This window comes from Methanothermobacter tenebrarum, assembly GCF_003264935.1.
GTDB classification, from domain to species: Archaea; Methanobacteriota; Methanobacteria; order Methanobacteriales; family DSM-23052; genus Methanothermobacter_A; species Methanothermobacter_A tenebrarum_A.
On sequence record NZ_QLOE01000014.1, the window covers coordinates 1 to 15,807 of the forward strand.

16 protein-coding genes are annotated in these 15,807 nt (G+C 39.2%); 10 read left to right on the forward strand and 6 right to left on the reverse strand.

Annotated elements, in window-relative coordinates; all coding sequences use genetic code 11:
- Positions 1-1,077 (forward strand): DUF11 domain-containing protein (locus DPC56_RS07810; protein ID WP_220084829.1); only part of this gene is annotated, 1,077 nt, incomplete at its 5' end.
- Positions 1,078-1,251: 174 nt separating this feature from the next.
- Here the strand turns inward: DPC56_RS07810 and DPC56_RS07815 are convergent.
- Positions 1,252-1,734, reverse strand: coding sequence for a COG1361 family protein (locus DPC56_RS07815; RefSeq protein ID WP_112094519.1), 483 nt, complete (start codon positions 1,732-1,734; stop codon positions 1,252-1,254).
- 640 nt (positions 1,735-2,374) lie between these two features.
- Between DPC56_RS07815 and DPC56_RS07820 the strand changes: the two genes are divergently transcribed.
- Positions 2,375-3,178, forward strand: a complete 804-nt coding sequence (locus DPC56_RS07820) for a CPBP family intramembrane glutamic endopeptidase (protein WP_112094520.1) — start codon at positions 2,375-2,377, stop codon at positions 3,176-3,178.
- Between the two features lie 40 nt (positions 3,179-3,218).
- Positions 3,219-3,380, forward strand: coding sequence for a hypothetical protein (locus DPC56_RS08240; RefSeq protein ID WP_181454429.1), 162 nt, complete (start codon positions 3,219-3,221; stop codon positions 3,378-3,380).
- Between the two features lie 404 nt (positions 3,381-3,784).
- Here DPC56_RS08240 and DPC56_RS07825 read toward each other — a convergent pair whose 3' ends face one another.
- Positions 3,785-4,132, reverse strand: coding sequence for a hypothetical protein (locus tag DPC56_RS07825; protein ID WP_112094521.1), 348 nt, complete (start codon positions 4,130-4,132; stop codon positions 3,785-3,787).
- A 398-nt stretch (positions 4,133-4,530) separates the two neighbouring features.
- Between DPC56_RS07825 and DPC56_RS08485 the strand changes: the two genes are divergently transcribed.
- The 3 genes from DPC56_RS08485 to DPC56_RS07835 all read left to right on the forward strand — a co-directional run bounded on the left by DPC56_RS08485 (position 4,531) and on the right by DPC56_RS07835 (position 6,692).
- Positions 4,531-4,656 (forward strand): hypothetical protein, encoded by a 126-nt coding sequence (locus tag DPC56_RS08485; RefSeq protein WP_281267932.1) that lies wholly within the window; start codon positions 4,531-4,533, stop codon positions 4,654-4,656.
- Positions 4,657-4,804: 148 nt separating this feature from the next.
- Positions 4,805-5,311, forward strand: a complete 507-nt coding sequence (locus tag DPC56_RS07830) for a hypothetical protein (protein WP_112094522.1) — start codon at positions 4,805-4,807, stop codon at positions 5,309-5,311.
- 196 nt (positions 5,312-5,507) lie between these two features.
- On the forward strand, positions 5,508-6,692 hold the full coding sequence (locus DPC56_RS07835) for a M24 family metallopeptidase (protein WP_245923985.1): 1,185 nt from the start codon (positions 5,508-5,510) through the stop codon (positions 6,690-6,692).
- 44 nt (positions 6,693-6,736) lie between these two features.
- Here DPC56_RS07835 and DPC56_RS07840 read toward each other — a convergent pair whose 3' ends face one another.
- Both DPC56_RS07840 and DPC56_RS07845 read right to left on the reverse strand, forming a co-directional pair.
- Complete coding sequence (locus DPC56_RS07840; RefSeq protein ID WP_245923987.1) at positions 6,737-7,228, reverse strand: CARDB domain-containing protein; 492 nt, start codon at positions 7,226-7,228, stop codon at positions 6,737-6,739.
- 922 nt (positions 7,229-8,150) lie between these two features.
- Complete coding sequence (locus DPC56_RS07845; RefSeq protein ID WP_112094523.1) at positions 8,151-8,681, reverse strand: FmdE family protein; 531 nt, start codon at positions 8,679-8,681, stop codon at positions 8,151-8,153.
- Positions 8,682-9,352: 671 nt separating this feature from the next.
- Between DPC56_RS07845 and DPC56_RS07850 the strand changes: the two genes are divergently transcribed.
- A complete protein-coding gene (locus tag DPC56_RS07850; protein WP_220084830.1) occupies positions 9,353-9,568 on the forward strand; it encodes a type II toxin-antitoxin system HicB family antitoxin in 216 nt (71 codons plus the stop codon).
- 76 nt (positions 9,569-9,644) lie between these two features.
- Positions 9,645-9,803, forward strand: coding sequence for a hypothetical protein (locus tag DPC56_RS08245; RefSeq protein WP_181454430.1), 159 nt, complete (start codon positions 9,645-9,647; stop codon positions 9,801-9,803).
- Between the two features lie 2 nt (positions 9,804-9,805).
- Here the strand turns inward: DPC56_RS08245 and DPC56_RS07855 are convergent, their stop codons facing one another.
- Together DPC56_RS07855 and DPC56_RS07860 are read right to left on the reverse strand one after the other, a co-directional pair.
- Entirely contained in the window at positions 9,806-11,080 is a 1,275-nt protein-coding gene (locus DPC56_RS07855; protein ID WP_112094524.1) for a hypothetical protein, read from the reverse strand.
- Positions 11,081-11,169: 89 nt separating this feature from the next.
- On the reverse strand, positions 11,170-11,364 hold the full coding sequence (locus DPC56_RS07860; RefSeq protein ID WP_112094525.1) for a hypothetical protein: 195 nt from the start codon (positions 11,362-11,364) through the stop codon (positions 11,170-11,172).
- Positions 11,365-11,487: 123 nt separating this feature from the next.
- Between DPC56_RS07860 and DPC56_RS07865 the strand changes: the two genes are divergently transcribed.
- Together DPC56_RS07865 and DPC56_RS07870 are read left to right on the forward strand one after the other, a co-directional pair.
- Positions 11,488-11,670 (forward strand): hypothetical protein, encoded by a 183-nt coding sequence (locus DPC56_RS07865; RefSeq protein ID WP_112094526.1) that lies wholly within the window; start codon positions 11,488-11,490, stop codon positions 11,668-11,670.
- A gap of 250 nt (positions 11,671-11,920) precedes the next feature.
- Positions 11,921-15,807 (forward strand): cobaltochelatase subunit CobN (locus DPC56_RS07870; RefSeq protein WP_112094527.1); only part of this gene is annotated, 3,887 nt, incomplete at its 3' end.

A 15,807-nucleotide genomic window follows, 5' to 3' on the forward strand; every position in this document is an offset into this window, starting at 1 on the left:
TTACCAGCCGGATTACAATTCTTGAGTGCAAACGCTTCACAGGGAAGCTACAATGAAACTACTGGCATCTGGACCATTGGAAGCCTAGCAAACGGTACTGTGGCAACCTTGGATATCATAGCCAAGGTTGTGGCAAGCAACACCAGCATAATTAATGTGGCGAATGTTTCAAGCGACATATACGACCCAGACATGAGCAACAACAGAGCTAATGCGACTATCACTGTGCCACCAGCAGCAGACCTTGCCATCACTAAAGTTGCTAACCAGACGAGTATCAATTATTGGGATATTGTTAAGTTTACTTTAGTGGTTAGGAATGCTGGGCCGGATCCTGCTGTAGGTGTGTTGGTGACTGATGAGTTGCCTAGTGGTTTAGAATTTTTAAGTGCCATAGCATCGCATGGAACTTATGATCCGGTTGTTGGTCTGTGGAGTGTTGGATATCTTTCAGTTGGTGATTTGGCGACGCTTGAGATCATAACTAGGGTTATTGGGTCTAATGAGACGATAGATAATATGGCTAATGTGTCAAGCAGTATCTATGATCCTGAGTTGAATAACACTAGGGCTAATATTACATTTAATGTGCCTCCAGCGGCTGATCTTGCGATCATTAAGGTTGTGAATGCAACGAAGGTAAGATATGGGGATACTGTAAGGTTTATTATAGGGGTTATAAACTTTGGACCTGATACTGCAGTGAATGTTAGGGTTACTGACTTGTTACCGGCCGGCTTACAATTTGTGAGTGCGAGCAGTCCAAGTTATGATCCGGTATCTGGAGTTTGGATTATTGGGAACTTATCAAAGGGTTCGATTGCAACTCTTAGTATCATAGCAAGGGTCGTAACATCTAATAAGAATATTACTAATGTGGCTACGGTGACAAGTGATATATATGATCCTGATATGGGTAATAACAAGGCTTCTGTTACTATAGAAGTAGGAGGTAGACCACCTAAGCCACCAAGTCCATGGGAGGTTCCAATGCAGCCAACGGGAGTTCCATTAGTTTTAATGGTGTTCGCAGTATTGTCGATTATCGTGGGTTTCAGTGCTTCCAGAAGATATTAAAAACCTTCTTATTTTTTTGTGGGAAAGCATGTTTTATTATTTAAGAAGGTTTTGAATTTTTCAGGCCATAGATTTGACTATTTTCTTTTTATGTTGGGGGGTGCGCTGGGATTTTGTTGCTGGGAAGTTTCCCTGTTAGTTGTGGATGGGGTTGTTAAAGGTCCTCTTTTTTTTTTAGATGAGTTTTATGTTGATTGGGTTGGATGTTATTTGATGTTCGCCTTTTATGTCATGATATATCACTGTGTATCCTCCAATGTAGAATGGGTTTGAAAGGGTTGCGTTTGGACCGAAATCTTTCTTAACTTCCTCTAGGGTTGGAATGTACACGCTAATATTAAATTTCACTTTTTCTCCAGGGTTTATTCTTTCTATCCTTTTTTCAAAAACTTGAGAAGTTAAAATAATATTCTCAGCCGGTTCTGATCCCACGTTTTTTATTTCACAAGTTATTGTCACATTTGTTCCTGGATGTGCTGTTTCAGGGCCTTCTTGGGTTGCTACAAGTTTGGCGGCTCCTGTGCTTGTTACATTGGATTCTGTTTTCTGGGTTGTGTTTGACAATGTGGGTGTGCCAGGTTCCTTTGTTAGCAGATATGCGGCTGCAACTACTGCTAAAAGGCCTACTATCAATATTGTTAATGTTCCAATTTTCAAAGGGCTTTCCTCCAAACAAATTCTCTCGATATCATATCTGTGTGTGTGGGGGGTTCTAACAGCTAATATGTCTACACATTCTATTATATACCTTTTTGTAAAAACTTATCCTTATTTTTCGAGGATTTAGTCCCTAGGAAAAAAGGTGTTTTATGTGTGTGGGGTGTACTTTCTATTGTAGGTTAATAGCCAAAAAAAAGGTTGGTGAAGCTTTCTAAATTTTATATAATTTTTTTGGGGGATGTTTTACCATGGGGGTTTCTTGGGAGGATCCTTTCTTTGGTTATTTGTATGCTTCACAAAAAAAATGTTGGATTTGCAAACTCATACCCTCTCATTTCACGTTTGCTTGTCAAACCCCCACACATACTTGGGGGTGGTGATACATGGGTAAGTTTAAATATTTTGAGTGTTAAGGAAATCTTAAGGGTGATATTCCACATCAAGTTGCCTTAAGAGACAGCAGAGCACAGCCCACACATAATAAGCTGTAGGATGTGGGGGGGAGCTGTGAACTTCTCCAAGTGAAGTCCCCCTTGAAGTAAAAGTCAATAGGAAAAGAGAGAAACCCCATTGCTTACCTGGGGGTAATTCACATATAGAATCCAATGGGGGAGCAGATTGGTGGGGGGTGATTGAGATGAAGTATGGGAGTGAAAAGAGAAATTTGTGTTTATTCTTTATCATGGCCTTTGCTTGGTCTTGGCTACTTTGGCTGCCTGAGGTTCTATGGGATTTAAGATTGTATCTTGCGCCATTCGGCCCTACAATAGCTGCTTTTATCCTTACATATATGAGTGAAGGTTTAGATGGGACAAAAAGGTTGCTTGGTAGGGGTTTGGATTTTAGGTTCGGGAAGGTTTGGCTTATACCAATATTTTTACTGATGCCGGCTATCGTAGGCTTCTCACTCCTTTTAGCAATCCTCAGCGGTGAACCAGCACCTGAAATAGCTGTTTTGTCTCAGCCATGGGTTATTATCCCAGCATTTTTCTATATTCTTTTCCTTGGCGGGCCAGTGGAAGAGGAGTTTGGTTGGAGAGGATATGCCCTTGATAGGTTACAAATGTATTATAATGCTCTTATTTCGAGTGTAATAATTGGGATAATATGGGGATTATGGCATCTCCCTCTGTTTTTCATGCCCAGACAGGAAATGTATTATAATGTGCCAATCTGGGGCTTTATCCTGGGAACAGTCCTTTTTTCAATAATATTTACATGGGTATACAACAATACAGGTAAAAGCATCCTAGCAGTACTTCTTCTCCACACAACAGGCAACCTTTCACACTTCATATTCCCACTTAACACAACCAAACTAGGGGGACTATACTCACTCATACTAAACATAATCGTGGTGATAATCATCCTAATAATATGGGGACCTGAAAAAATGACCCGCACACAAAAAAAGCGCTTAAAAATCGAGGATTCCACCTAAAATGTGTGTGGGTCATAAAAACAAATAGGACGTGAAAAAAATGAGCGAAGAGAAAAAATATGGAAGTTTAGCCTTTGTAGGTTGCATACTAGTATGCATGGGTATTGGATTAGCAGTTAACAGGCCAGATATAGGTGCAATAATCGGAGTCGGACTCGGATTTCTCTTAATGGCCATTATCAACGCCAAAACCCAAAAATAGACTTTAATTGCTTTGCCAGATAAGGTTAGAGGCTACCAGGCCCTTTATACTCATGCCTTATATGATCGCCCACCACTTTTTTTGGCATGTACAAACACCCCCCCACACAGAAAGTTCTTCTCATGCATTGAATCCTATTGAAAATGATAGAAAAAAAGGGTCCTTGATAATATGATAAAAAAGCAACCAAAATTTTTTAGGGGGGGTGGAATTCATAATCAAGACAATGATAATAACACTCTTAACTCCCTCCGGGTAGATAACTATAATGGGTAATCTATTGGAGGTTCCCTCCTGATTTTTTCCAGATCCATCAATAACCCATGTTATAGATTGTGGACTATTCTAACATGTAAGTTTGTTGTATACCCCCCCGTTTCGTGCAGTTTACTAAGAGTGGTAAGTTAATCTATGTTCTTTGTTTCTGCTGTGGCCGCGCAGGTTGTCATTTTATTCAACATGTTTCTTAGATCCTCTTTTACTCGTTCATGGTCTTTTCTGTTAAAATCTCTTATAAGTTCCCTGGCCAGTTTTGACGCGTCTTCAAAGTAATCTTGTGCCCACTTTATATTGGAGCAGACTGTTTTTCCAAGTGTCAGTTCTTTTTCACATCCCTTGAATATTTCTAGCATAAGTTTTTCCAGCTCTTCTGAACCCTCTAATCCCTCATAGTATTCAAATAGTCTGAATACTTCTATTATGAATGCTTTCGCCCGGTCAGCATAATGGAACACGAGTATTTCATCATTCAATATAGCCCACCCCCCTATAATATTATATCAGTTCTATTATAAGTGTGGAGGGGGTTCGTATTTTTTTTGATTGTTAAAAGTCTTAGGATGATATTGCAGGGTATCGGATGCTCTTTTGCTTTGTAGGCCTTTTGCATCCTTTACGTGAAGGCCTGGTGATGGGTTTTAGTTTTGGCTCATGCCATCAAACTTGGGAGGCTTCACTACCCTCACCATCTAAGAGAGTCTGTGGAAGTTCTATTATGTCCTTTGGAGGGTGTGAGTATAATGCACGTTGATGAGGAGGCAATACCTCCTTTTTTTGTGTGTAGTGTCCTTTTCTTGGCGAGAAGATGAAAAAGTATTGTAAAGGTCACCATATTTCACGTGTGCCAATTTAGTGGGGGGGTTTTTGGATTGTGCCATTCTACAGAAAAATAGGATTTTCTATCGGCGCGGAATCAAAAAAGCCCGATATAAACTTAAGGCTTGGACATTTAACCCCCCCAATAGGAAAGTGGCAAGTGAAAGCATCCCTACAATAAATTTTGCCAATTCCCAATTTGTATTCTCATTTTTTCTGTGCTTATTCAAAGTTTAGGGGGGGAATTTCCATACTTGGTTGTGGATTCCATAATTTTATATGTATTGAGATGAAAAGTAATATTATAATTTTTGTGGAGGATTTTTTTCATGAAAAGGCTTTTGCCAATTTTTATATTAGCCATTGTGGCCTTTGGATTTGGCTGCACAGGAACACAGGAAAAGACGTTTTCTGGGGATGGTGTAACATTCAGTTATCCCCAAAGTTGGGAGAATTTATCTGTGAGTGACTTGGAGACTTATCTTCCTACATCAGAATTTGGTTCAGCAGAGATTATAACATATCTTGGAAATGACACAGAAGAATTTGCAGTTGTGAAATTAACAGCCTCAAGCACAGGTTATGTGAGATCACCAAGTGAATGGCTCCAGGAAATGAAGTCATCCATACAAGAGTCACGGATCATATCAACAGAGGAAAATGTGACAGTAGCCGGGTATAACGCTGCCATCATCCAATATACCATTGGAACTGGCTATGTTACCATTGCACACTTAAAAGTAAATGAAAACCTTGGATATCAAGTATACTATTGGAGTTCCCAGAGCGATCAAACTACATTCAAAAAAATAATAAAAAGTTTAAAGATATCATAGGATCTCCCCAGGGAAGACTTATCTTTCTGTGTGGATCCCCCTACATAATACTTTTTTTGTGGATATACCAGTGTGGGGGGAGCCTATCACGGTTTAAACCCCTTACTGATTTGATGAAACCTCTACAATACTAAAAAATTCTTTTAAAATAAAAGAACATACTACTATTATCATATCTGTGTGTGGGGGCTTTGAATTGGTACCTTCTCATGAACTCAGAAATCGTATGAAAAGCTTCAAGGAAAAGTTAAATGATTCAGATCCTAGCTGGGAGATGGCAGTAATATTCACCAAGATAAACCAATATTATTTTACTGGTACGATGCAAGATGGCATGCTAATCATACCAAGGGATGATGATCCAATATTCTGGGTAAGGCGCAGCTACCAACGCGCCCTTGAAGAATCCAAATTCAAGGATATAAGGCGCATGCATAGTTTCCGCGACGCCAGCCAATCCCTCGAAAAAACCCCAAATATCATATACCTTGAAACAGAAAGCCTACCCCTAAGATTCTATGAAAGATTCAAAAAATACTTCCCAATCAAAGAATATAAGAGGGTCGATCCTATCATAGGATGGGTGAGGGCCATAAAAAGTGAATACGAACTTAAACTAATGAGAAAATCCGGTAAAAAACACCAACACATACTCGAAAACATCGTACCCAATCTGCTTTATGAGGGTATGAGTGAAGCCGAACTCGGTGCAAAACTCTTCCAAATCATGATAGAAGAAGGATACCATGGTGTCACGCGATTTGGAATGTTCGACACCGAAATGCTACTCGGACACATAGGATTTGGTGAAACACCACTTTACCCATCATACTTCAATGGAGCCAGTGGAAACCGCGGATTGTCACCAGCAGCACCACTACTCGGAAGCCATCACCGAAAACTAAAAAAAGGCGACCTAGTCTATGTTGATATCGGCTTTGGCATAGAAGGCTATCACACAGACAAAACCATGACCTACATCTTCAAAGGTAAAATCCCAGAAAAAGCCAGAAAAGCCCACCAAGAATGTCTCAAAATACAAGACAAGATCAAGAGGATGCTGAAACCTGGTATAAGCCCCGCAGAAATCTATAAGAGGATAATGGACGGAATCGATGAGGACTTCCGAAAAAACTTCATGGGCTTCAAAGAAAATCAAGTTAAATTCCTAGGTCACGGCATAGGTCTATTAATAGATGAGGTGCCGGTGATCGCCGAAAAATTCAAAGAACCACTCGAAAAAAATATGACATTAGCCATCGAACCCAAAAAAGGTATCAAGGGTGTGGGAATGGTTGGAATTGAGAACACATTCATAGTAACACGTACTGGGGGAGAACGCATTACCGGGGACAATCCAGGTCTCATCCCAATCCCATAATCCTCCCATCCCTCCTTTTTTTGGGGGGACATCCAGAGGCCCCCCTAGATCAAGTTTATTCTGAGTGAGTTAGAGCTGATTTCATGTTTGCCTTTTATGTCATAATATATTACGGTGTATCCTCCAATGTAGAAGGGGTTTGAGAGTGTTGCGTTTGGACCGAAGGATTCTTCAACCTCTTCAGGGGTTGGGATGTATACTTCAACTGTGAATTCCACTTCCTCATTGGGGTTTATCTTGTCTATGTGCTTTTCAAATACCTGCGAGGTTACTGTGATGTTTTCAGCTGGTTCAGATCCTATGTTTTTTATTTTGCAAGTTATCGTCACATTTGTACCAGGTTGCACTGTTTTAGGACCCTCTTGTACTGCTACAAGTTCTGCAGCTCCCCGGGCAGGTGTTACATTATATGGTGTTTTCTGGGTAACATTAATCACTATAGGTTTGGTTTCCTCACCTTGTAATAAATATGCTGCTCCTATTATCCCTATAAGGCCTGCTATTATTAATATTATTATTAATGTGCTGGTTTTCAAGGAATTCCCCCCTAAGAGGATTTGGGAAGTCTAATATTATCCTTTTTTTGGGGGCACAAAATTTTGCCACTAAATCTTCTATTAAGATTCTCCCCATTTATATTCTTTTTGAAAAAGAGGAGTTCCCCCAGGGGATGCTCAACCCCCCAATATTATAAAGCTGGATTATATACTGTTATACAAAATGGTCGATTAGAAGAAAAGTTTTAGATCATTGCCTGTGGGTGTCACCTTTGCAAATTACAAATAAATCCGAAAAAGCTTTTATATATTCTTTCTAATAGCGTTTGGCTACTTTGGCTACCTGAAGTTCTTTGGAGCCTTAGATTATATCGCCCCATTCAGCCCCACAATAGCAGCTTTTATCCTCACGTACACGAGTGAAGGGTTTAGATGGGGTGAAAAAAATTATTGAAAAGGAGGTATAGATTTCAGCTTTGGGAAACTCTGACTCATACCCCATATTTTTATTAATGCCAACTATTGGATTGTCACTCCTTTTAGCAATTCTGTGGTGAACCAGCCCCTAAAATGTGGGGGGTCTTGTCTCAGCCATGGGTTATTATCCCAGCATATTCTTTTCCTTGGCGGGCCGGTGGCTGAGGAATTTGGTTGGGAGAGGATACGCCCTCGACAGATTACAAGCCAAGTATAATAATTGGGATGTGGATTATGGCATCTGCTCCTGTTCTTTATGAAAGGACAGGAAATATATCAGGAATGCGCCGATTTTAGAATATTATTTGGCGCCATACTTTGCGCATTAGCAGCTATATTTTCTGCTCTTCGCGGAGAAACCTATATACATGAAATCAATTCAAAAAAAAGAAGATTAGGCAGCCTAAAAGGTTTTTCAAAGAGAACTCCTCCTTTTACCGATACTCTTGAAGGTATGAAGAGAATGGGATTCTGGATATTTCAGTCAATAATCCTCTCCATTTTTGTTGAAGCAGGGGATGCAGACTATTTGACCATCTTTTATCCTTGCACGATGTTCAGAGACTGGCTCGCCACATTCACTGCACTTGACAGACCTATATATCCTAGCTTTTGCAGGGGGCTTCGCTGATATCCTTTTAACCTCGAATAGGTCGTATGGGCTCATCTCAAGCATCCTCTGTGTCATTTCAACCCTATCTTTAACGCCCAGTTCATCCATAAACTCTTCTAAAGACTTTTTGAAGGATATCCTCACCCCCTCGCCAGTCCTTCTCTCGATGAATGTGTAGACGTGCTTCCCATGATCTTTGAATATTAGGTTGCCTTTGCCAAATGTGCATCCAGTCATAAACTGGACAGCATCGACACTGCAACTATCATTCTCAACAATTGCAACGATCTCCTCATCCTCTGATCTTCCAAAAATCTCAACTACAATCTCACCAACCTTATATCCAATCGCCGTTCCTGCACAGGAATGGCCATGAAATCTTACTATATCACTATAATCCATTTTCATCACCCTCTAAAGTTGAAAACTTTTATCGTCCAAAATAACCTTTGGAGAGCACAATATTTGAACTCCACTCCTTCTCAGATTGTTAGATATTAAGCTTGTTGTTGCAATTTTCATCAAAGGGATGCTTATATTATCCCTAATGCTTTTTCTGTGATATTAACCTTGTGGGTGTGAATTCTTGGCGTGACCGAATATTTAATCGCAGCCTGAAAGATCGCCATTTTACACTCTAAAAATTAGATGAGTAGATAATGAGCATTGTATTGGAAAATTTATTTTCTCCAATCGTAAATGATAATCTTGAAGCGAGAACATCCCGTAAGGATAATAGCCGAAGGAGCATTGTTCACCTATGAGGCAATACTTAGAGGAACCATATTTGGATTTGGAATAGAGAGTATCAGGCAATAAATGGAATATTGGAGGTTGTATCTCTTTATTTTAGGCTTTTTTGCATTGCTTGCATGGGCAAAAGAGAATTCGGCAGACTTGAATTAACTCTCAAAGATTCCTCAAAGCACTAGAACGGAGAAAAATGTTAAAACTTGACTAGATATCCATGGAGCACAAGTGGGTACTTCAAAGAGTAGAGATCCCATTCCATAGAAAGATATAATAATTTACATCGATAAAGTAAGAATCCTCCGGAGAATAGGTGATTTTTTATGGCTATGCACAAATTAAGACTCCTCATATCAATTGAAAAAAGGGAAATTGGTTTATTGCAATTTACAAGCGTGGCTAGTCAAGGTGAAACTAGAAAAAGAGCGATAGAAAATCTTAAGGAAGCTCTTGAATTATTCTTAAATGATGAAGATGTTCTGAGACAATATTCTGCTAAGATCAAAAATTTATGGGGTCGGAAGAAGAGCGGTATGTGAGTGTTGAAATACATGACTGGCAAGATGCCGCGCGTATCAAGAATGTAAAGTTCTCCAGAGGGGATGGTTTCAAGAAATGCAGGTAGAAAAGGAAGTCATAGAAAAACTTAAAAAAACTTTAAATGAGGCTCGGGTTGTTATTGTCCCTCCACTTCATGATGAAATTGCACCAAAACTTGAATTTTATTCTCAAACAAGCAAAACATGTGAAAAATTTTTAGAACTCCTGAAGTAACGTCAATTGATAAGATTTTTCAAATGGCCTCTCTTTCTTTGTATAAGACTATGATAAGTATTCCTCCCTTTTCTGAAATGGGGATTTTTTTCAACTAAGAGAACTTTTATGCCCTGCTCTTCTAAATTCTTCTTTAACTCTTCACGGTATTCGTTCCTCATCCTACTTAATGGTATTGGAGTGAAAGTTCCTGTATCTTCGTTTACTCCGATGAAGTAAGTGCATATTTTATTATTCTTCTTTTCAAAGTTTTCTTTTAGTTTCTTTGAAAACTTTTTAGCAGAGTTCTCGAAGAAGCCTTTTGCTTTAAATTCTATGCAGAGTTTGTCTATTTCTCTTAACTCTATACTTTCATCCAATCTGGAGAGATGTTCCTTTAAGTTTTCTTCAACGGCTCTCTGCATCTTGTTTTTGAATCCCTCTGATTTTAGAAATTGGCATGATGTCAATAATCCAATGTAGTACACTAATTTCGCTAATTTTGAGTATTCTTTTGTTTCTGATATTATTTTATTGAAATAGCTTTCAACTTCTTTTATCTTGGCATTTGATTTTATCTTCCCGAATATTTCAAAATTTCCTATTTTAATGGTCTCATATTCGCTATTAAAATCATTTAGTTCTACAACTCCAAGATTAAACACGTTTTTCATTTCCTTTTTCATGGTTTCTATTAGCTCTTCACCTTCTCTGTTAGATCCAAGGATAAAAAATGTTTCCTCTTTTCCATTTAATCTTTCCTCGGGCTTTCGGATCTCATTCACCCGTTCTTTTGATTCTTCTATTTTGCCTCTTTCGGCTTGGTGTTTATATTCGGCCATGAATTTTCCTATGCCAAGCCTTTCATATTTTATTTTTTTAGGCACATCTCTTGGATCTAGTTTTTTTCCATAGATGATTACTTCGGCTATTTTTGCGTCTGAAATTTGAATGTCAGCTTTTTTGTTTTCCCATCTGAATTTTATAGAATCTTTGATATTTTCCAGATCATCTACATAGGTTTCCACGACAACATCCGTTTTTCCACTCCTGTTTATTCGAACTTTCACATTTCCTTTCGCCTCATACTCTGGTTCCAAGCCTAGAAGCTTTTTCCAACCCTTTGTATTGTATTTATCATATATCTTGAAATATCCATCAACGCTTCTATAGATAAATTTAAGCAAGTTGGGACTATCCAGATACTTCATAAATTTCCTAATACGATTTTCTTCAAAAGATATTGCTTCTTCTAATTTAAAATGGTAAATAAAAGAATATTTCTTTGTTACTATCAAAGCTAGATACTTTTGGGGTTCTCTCGCTCTCCCATACAAATGTTTGGATATAAATTCAAAGAATTTTTTTACATCCTCACGATCAACTTTTAAATTTTTTTCATGAAATCTATAAATTTCTTTTCGACAATATTATTCTCGGGGAAACTTTTTTCCGTTTTTTCATGGATAATGTGTTCAACAGAACTATCTACAATTTCCAGGTCATCCTCTACTCTCATTTCTTCTATTTTTTCGGGATTTTTAACAGGCGAATAAAAAACTTTTGCACTTAATTGTTTCATCATGACCGCCGCAAGTAAAATATATTTTTACAAGATCCGGAAGCCCTTAGATAATTTTTAACTTCTTGTTTTATAAAAATTGTCATGTAAGTAATCACAATCAGCATATATGTGGGAAAATAGATGAATCTACATAGAGGTCGAAAGATTTCCCTTTTATGGAAGGAAGTCAGGGAATTGATAAGGGCTGATTCAATGAAGAGGGGGAATGATGGGGGGATAGTTAGAGAATTCATTGGTGGATGTTATTTTTCCTATTTTTTGATATTACTCATGGATGGTTCTGGAAGGAAATTCTTTGCTTAAAATGGTTAAGTTTTGTTTTGGATTGTAAGGTCTTTAGTTAGTCATGGAGGAGGTTTTCATTATAATTATAAAATAGGTAAGTGGTAAAGGCTCTATTTTATGGATTAAGCGCCAATTGTAAGTTTTTTTGGTTTTGGAGTTTGGAATGGCCTTAATTTATGCTTTGCTTTTTGAGTGTAAGGTAGAGTAAACTTTATATAATTAAAGTTTAGTTGATATTTTATAAAGTAAATTTTAGATGGTGGTAGAGATGAAAAAACAAATAATATTACTACTCCTACCTATCATCATATTCTGTATGATAGGGACATCATCTGCAGAAAATACAACAACTCAGAACACCCCCGAAATCCTTATAATAAGCTCCAGCCCAAACGAAGTAGCTCTCATCAACAAAGTAGCAGAAGACCCTTCAATCAAAAACCAAATAAAACTCAGAGGAGAACCTGGCAGGACAGACACCAACCTCACATACGAAGTGAAAGGAGATCTTATAATCTTCGGGACAAGAAGCGGCCTTTCAGCGCCGGTCTGGGAAACCTTAAAAGATAAGGTCAAAGCAGCTAAAAACAATGGATCTTATGTGATGATTTGTGTAGAACCATCAGCACGCCAAAATTACGCTCCAATCCTAGAATTGCAAAACATTGACACCAACGACACTCGCTACATTCAGACACTCAAATATTTAAACTACACAAGCTATGAAAATTTGAAACGCCTCACCATATTCTTAGCAGTTTCCTTCTTCAATTACACAGCCACTATAGAACCGCCAATAGAAAGACCGCTCTGGGGGATATACCATCCAGACGCCCCCGAAATATTCAATAACCTCACCAGTTACCTACAATGGTACAATAACACTGGCAAGTACAATGAAAGTTCCCCGACCATCGGTATACTCACGACAGAATATACTGACATGGCAAGGGATGGTCCACTATTAGACGCGCTCATAAGAGCCTTCGAGGCAAAAAATGCCAATGTAATAGTGGCAACATACACATACAGAGACCCTAAATCAATAGAATACTTCCTATTGAATGGTAAACCAGTGATAGATGCTGCAATAGTAATTTCAAGGGGTAGCTTACTCAACTCCCAAAATTGGACACAGGGCATCAAAGACCTCCAGAAGCTTAATGTAACAGTCCTAAATGGCATACGCTTATTTTCACCTAACATGACAGTACAAGACTGGGAAAACAGCATACAAGGAGTTCCATCAAGTGAACTTTATCAACTTGCATTCGCAGAAATGGATGGGATAATAGAACCAATCGTGATAAGTGCGAAGGAAACAGACCCCCAAACAGGAATCATCTACAATAAACCCATACCCTACCAGATAGAATGGCTAGTAAACCGTACACTATCATGGGCAAAACTCAAAAGACTTCCAAATAGCCTCAAGAAAATAGTGATAACATATTATAGTGAAGGGGGCGGTAAAGCGAATGTCGGCGCTGACATCGACTACTACTTAAATGCCCAGGCAAGCATAAAAAGGCTACTAGAAGCCATGAAAGAGAGAGGATATTACCTTGGCAAAAAGCCATTGCCCTCAGAGGATGAACTAGCAAAGTTAATGGCAGAAATAGGCAGCAACATCGGCACATGGGCCCCAGGAGAACTAGAAAAAAGAGTTAAAGAAGGTCAGGTTATACTGATAAGTGAAGAAGAATACCTCAGATGGTTCAACGAACTTCCAGAAGATAAGAAAAAAGAAGTGATAGATGCGTGGGGGCCTCCACCTGGGAAGATCATGGTCTATAGTAACAGTACAGGAAAGTATATTGTTATACCAATGTTAGAGTTTGGTAACATATTATTGGCCCCTGAACCGGTATGGGGATGGTTACAGGACAACACTACCCTTTATAATACTGGTAAATTGCCGCCAACGCACCAAATACTCGCATTTTACTGGTGGATCAATAAAGTGTATGGTGCAGATGCAATACTTTCAATATTTAGTATAGTGGAGTTAATGCCAGGAAAACAAGCAGGACTCTCAGCAAAGGACTGGGGTGCAATACTATTACAAGACACTCCAATAATACATGTTTTGCCAATGGACGCGCCAGCCATCTTCGATAAACGGAGAGCTAACATGCTAATCATAAACTTCATGACACCAGTACTCTTACCAACAAGCCTCTATGGTAACCTAACAACCTTATATGATAACATCAAACTCTACAGAGAAACAACAGACCCCACACTGAAAGAAGCATACAAAAATGAGATAATTAACCAAACAGCAGATCTAGGATTAGAATACAACCCAAAAATAGGCTTTGAAGAGTTTATTGACGAAATCACAGGATACCTAGAAGATATCAAAGCCAGTTACATGCCATATGGTTCCCATACACTTGGTGTTGTCCCTGAAGGCGACCAACTAATACAGCTACTACAAGCCATGTTACCAGAGAAGATTGACAAAGAAACATCAAAACTTCTACTCAAAGAAGTAATACTCAATAATCTCACAGCCGAAGAAGCCCAATTCAAAATATTTGGCAATACAACACCAGAAATCACGGAATACTTGGAATTGGCAATAGACTACAACCAGAGAATCATAGAGTCTAAGAATGAAATAACGAGCATACTTAACGCCCTCGAGGGCGCATACATAACCCCGGGCCCTAGAGGCGACCCTATAAAGAACCCAGAAGCCCTACCCACTGGGAGAAACCCTTACCCATTCGACCCAAGAACCATACCAACAAAGGTTGCATGGGAAACCGGAAAAAAACTCGTAGACAAATTCCTTGAAGAATACCTAGAAAAATATGGAGAATACCCAGTGAAAATCGCATATGTATTATGGGCTTGTGAAACAATGCGACACCAAGGAGTCATGGAATCAGAGATACTATACCTTCTAGGTGTAAAGCCAGTATGGGACACGAAGGGTAGAGTAAAAGATGTTGAACTCATAACAGACCTTGGAAGGCCACGCATCGATGTTACAATCATAACTTCTGGCCTCTACAGGGACCTTCACATAGACCTTATTAGTCTCCTTGACAAGGCAATTAAACTTGCTGCGGGAGCAAATGACACCAGCAATTATGTTAAAATCAACTCCGAGAAAATCTATGAAAAACTCAAAGCTGAAGATTACAATGAAACAGAGGCCATGAAATTTTCACTACTTAGAATATTTTCAGAAGAACCGGGAGCTTATTCACCAGGACTCCAAGAGGCCATACCAGCAAGTAACACATGGGAAGAAAGAATGCAACTTGCAGAATTTTACATTGAAAGAATGTCAGCCGCCTACAGCACCGATACTTGGGGTGTGAAAATCCCAAACGTTTTTGAAGAAAATCTTAGGGAAGTAAATGTTTCAATGTTTAGTAGAAGTTCAAACCTTTACGGCGTATTAGAACATCCAATGGTGGCAGCATACCTAGGAGGTCTCAGCCTAGCAATAGAAAAGGTTTCAGGTGCGCAACCATCAATGTATATAAGTAATCTCAAGGGCGAGGCAAAGATCGAAACATTCGCACAATTCTTCAACAGAGACATTCTAAGCCGCTACTCCAACCCAGTTTGGATAAAGGGTATGATGGAAAACGGTTATGATGGCGCCAGGTACATGGACTCTTTCATAGAAAACCTTTGGATGTGGCAGGTCACAAACCCCAGCCTCGTGAAAGAATCAACATGGAACCAAGTAACCAACATATATGTAATGGACACCTATAACCTGGGCCTCAAGGATTTCTTCAATAATGCAAACCCTTATGCAAGAACTTCAATCATAGCACGGCTCCTTGAAACAGCAAGAAAGGGCTACTGGAATCCCACCCCTGAAGTTAAAACATCCCTTGCCAATGAGTACATAAACATGGTAAACCAGTATGGTGTTGTCTGTTGCCACCACACTTGTAGTAACATTGTATTCAATCAGTGGCTTGTAAAGCTTTCATCTTTGAATTCCGCCGCTCTCAAGAAATTTGCAGGTGTAGTTGCAGCCGCGACTGGAGCCGAAATCACAATCCCAGGAACGCCAGGAACGCCATCAGTTCAAGGACAACCAGGAACACCAGGGGCTCCGGGGCCAAGTCCGGGTTACACGGGCACTACAGGAACAGGAAGCCAAGTTTCAGGGAGAGT

Bases quoted from the DNA above. Each gene is read 5' to 3' on its own strand.
- DPC56_RS08240 (WP_181454429.1), top strand. From the start codon at position 3,219: ATGAGCGAAGAGAAAAAATATGGAAGTTTAGCCTTTGTAGGTTGCATA.
- DPC56_RS08245 (WP_181454430.1), top strand. From the start codon at position 9,645: ATGCAGGTAGAAAAGGAAGTCATAGAAAAACTTAAAAAAACTTTAAAT.
- DPC56_RS07830 (WP_112094522.1), top strand. From the start codon at position 4,805: ATGAAAAGGCTTTTGCCAATTTTTATATTAGCCATTGTGGCCTTTGGA.
- DPC56_RS07865 (WP_112094526.1), top strand. From the start codon at position 11,488: ATGAATCTACATAGAGGTCGAAAGATTTCCCTTTTATGGAAGGAAGTC.
- DPC56_RS07860 (WP_112094525.1), bottom strand. From the start codon at position 11,364: ATGAAACAATTAAGTGCAAAAGTTTTTTATTCGCCTGTTAAAAATCCC.
- DPC56_RS07845 (WP_112094523.1), bottom strand. From the start codon at position 8,681: ATGGATTATAGTGATATAGTAAGATTTCATGGCCATTCCTGTGCAGGA.
- DPC56_RS07820 (WP_112094520.1), top strand. From the start codon at position 2,375: ATGAAGTATGGGAGTGAAAAGAGAAATTTGTGTTTATTCTTTATCATG.
- DPC56_RS07850 (WP_220084830.1), top strand. From the start codon at position 9,353: ATGGCTATGCACAAATTAAGACTCCTCATATCAATTGAAAAAAGGGAA.